Below are 2,033 nucleotides of genomic sequence, written 5' to 3'. Positions count from 1 at the left end.
CGGATCTTCAATGTCCGTTCCAACCTTGAATCATTTCTCTCAACAACCCTCCTCATGACCTCCCTGTTCCCATCCCTCCAACCTCCAACCACCTCTTCTTCGATCCCAACAACCTCCAAACATCTCCAATCCCGTTGTTCCACATCCCTACTTCAACATCCATGCTGCCCCAGCAGCCCCATTTATTACGACCGAAGCAAGCACCGTTCATCCATCCTCCAACATCCACACCACCAACCGACATCTCTGAAACCAACCTCATCCTCCAACCAAAGATGGATCAAATTAACCACAAACCATTACACTTCTCTAATAAAACAACTAAACTGACGAGAACAAACCTTGAGACCAAAACTGAGATACCAACTCAAGTCAACAAGATCCTTAGGTGACCTCTCCGAAAATGCAGACTATCAGAACATCAAATCTGATAGTAAACACAACGAATCAAAGATTAACGAAATAAAATCAACTCTAATCACAGCTACAATAGCAAATGAAACACCAACATCAAACCGAATCGGTCTAAATTGTACGGTTATTGCTAAAACCAAACAAAATGTTATCATAATACTCACTATCGAAGATAACAACAAAGTAACAACCAATTCAACAAATGTTAATCTATCTCCAAAAACAACCAAAGAACTCCTCTTCAAGAAAAGATCTGACAAATTTGTATTAATTACCTCCGGCATCCCAACCATCTACAAAATAATAACCATTTACCATAAAATATAACCAACAAACATAAACACCCAACCCATCCCCACCATTAACCTGCATTTACCTCCTTCAATATCCTCATCCCAACATCCCCATCCCAACATCCCATAATAACTTATCAATATATCATCCCCAACCTCCAATTACACCCCATTAACTCAAACCATCCCCATACCTCAACATCCCCAACACAAACGATGACCAACAATCCCCTCATCAAAGATCTCAAAACACTAATCCTCAAACATTTAGACTCCGGAAGCCTAGAGCTCATCGACCTGATAAGATCAACCAAAACCATCCTAACATCTCGAATACAAAAACTAAACCAACAAGTATGTTCCCGATTCGGAAACAACCACCTCACCAAGAGATTAAACCTAATCCTAGCCCTCATCTGAGGCCTCTGTTGTTCTCTATCAACCTGATATTGGCTGTTCCATGCTTAGCCAACACCCAAACCCTACCCTCCCATAGGTCAAGTCCCATCATCGATGTTTAACCCCAATCAACCATCACCCAATCCATCAAACACCCTCCCTCATAGCAACCATCCCTAATAACTCACCACAACATCCTCCCAACCCCATCACTATCCTCCCACCAACAAAAACAACCTCCATCATCCTACCTCAAACCTGTTCTGATTAACAACGTCCAAACGTTGTTCCATTCCAACGTCCACACTCCAACCACCTAACAAAACCATCAACCAAACCCCAACCAATTATTCCAACCTCCATTCATGGGATCCCATACCTCCAACCCCATCGATCTCAACCTACACCAATCTCTTCTCAACATCCAACTCAAACACCCATGACACCTACCCAACGCCAACGTTCCGACCAACCTCCAACGAACCCAACAAACCTGCATCGACGAACCACCATCGACATCTCAATCGATTCAAGGATCCAACCCTCTCTAACCTCCTAACACATCTTAATCCCACCACCAACGTTCGAACCCCGTTAACCAAATCCATCTCCATCCTCCACCTCCTTGTCATGATGCCCCTCTCCAGGGGCCAAACCAAACCCAACACCCATCCATCGAGATCCCGACCCGAAGGTCACAACGTTGTAACAAATCTCCGAACCTAACTCCAACCGACCAACCAACCTCCGATGATTACCCCCAACGAAGGGGTACATCAGATGAGGAACTTGACCTGAGGGTCCCATCCGAACTGACATCGATCTAAATCTCCATCCCCAACCTCCATCTACCTACCACAACGTTGCCAACGTCCACCTCCGTAGCCAACATCCGAACCTCAACACTGACCTTTCCTCCTCCAATCT

9 protein-coding genes are annotated in these 2,033 nt (G+C 44.7%); 1 reads left to right on the top strand and 8 read right to left on the bottom strand.

Translation table 4 applies throughout. The features are described from left to right. Positions 1–295 (bottom strand): hypothetical protein (locus MAGTDC_RS04825; RefSeq protein WP_192573131.1); only part of this gene is annotated, 295 nt, incomplete at its 3' end. A 47-nt stretch (positions 296–342) separates the two neighbouring features. Between MAGTDC_RS04825 and MAGTDC_RS04820 the strand changes: the two genes are divergently transcribed. After that, positions 343–741 carry a GreA/GreB family elongation factor gene (locus tag MAGTDC_RS04820; RefSeq protein ID WP_192573130.1) on the top strand — a complete coding sequence of 133 codons (399 nt, stop codon included), beginning with the start codon at positions 343–345 and terminating at the stop codon, positions 739–741. Here the strand turns inward: MAGTDC_RS04820 and MAGTDC_RS04815 are convergent. The 7 genes from MAGTDC_RS04815 to MAGTDC_RS05630 form a co-directional block, all read right to left on the bottom strand. Beyond that, positions 726–869 carry a hypothetical protein gene (locus MAGTDC_RS04815; protein WP_192573129.1) on the bottom strand — a complete coding sequence of 48 codons (144 nt, stop codon included), beginning with the start codon at positions 867–869 and terminating at the stop codon, positions 726–728. The two genes, MAGTDC_RS04820 and MAGTDC_RS04815, sit on opposite strands and share 16 nt — an antisense overlap. A 10-nt stretch (positions 870–879) precedes the next feature. Beyond that, a complete protein-coding gene (locus tag MAGTDC_RS02590; protein ID WP_192573128.1) occupies positions 880–1,218 on the bottom strand; it encodes a hypothetical protein in 339 nt (112 codons plus the stop codon). Then, a complete protein-coding gene (locus tag MAGTDC_RS02585; protein ID WP_192573127.1) occupies positions 1,143–1,352 on the bottom strand; it encodes a hypothetical protein in 210 nt (69 codons plus the stop codon). The genes MAGTDC_RS02590 and MAGTDC_RS02585 overlap by 76 nt, the downstream gene beginning before the upstream one ends. 70 nt (positions 1,353–1,422) lie before the next feature. Beyond that, positions 1,423–1,578, bottom strand: coding sequence for a hypothetical protein (locus tag MAGTDC_RS04810; RefSeq protein ID WP_192573126.1), 156 nt, complete (start codon positions 1,576–1,578; stop codon positions 1,423–1,425). Next, positions 1,553–1,738 (bottom strand): hypothetical protein, encoded by a 186-nt coding sequence (locus tag MAGTDC_RS02580; protein ID WP_146656918.1) that lies wholly within the window; start codon positions 1,736–1,738, stop codon positions 1,553–1,555. The genes MAGTDC_RS04810 and MAGTDC_RS02580 overlap by 26 nt, the downstream gene beginning before the upstream one ends. Beyond that, the gene (locus tag MAGTDC_RS04805) at positions 1,701–1,850 is read right to left on the bottom strand and encodes a hypothetical protein (RefSeq protein WP_192573124.1); all 150 of its coding nucleotides are present in this window, start codon (positions 1,848–1,850) and stop codon (positions 1,701–1,703) included. Before MAGTDC_RS04805 ends, MAGTDC_RS02580 begins: the two co-directional genes overlap by 38 nt. Continuing rightward, positions 1,829–1,954, bottom strand: coding sequence for a hypothetical protein (locus MAGTDC_RS05630; RefSeq protein ID WP_278046854.1), 126 nt, complete (start codon positions 1,952–1,954; stop codon positions 1,829–1,831). Before MAGTDC_RS05630 ends, MAGTDC_RS04805 begins: the two co-directional genes overlap by 22 nt. Positions 1,955–2,033 lie beyond the last annotated feature (79 nt).

The sequence above is a fragment of the Candidatus Hodgkinia cicadicola genome, from assembly GCF_002774925.1.
This window is presented reverse-complemented; position numbering and strand designations above follow the sequence as displayed.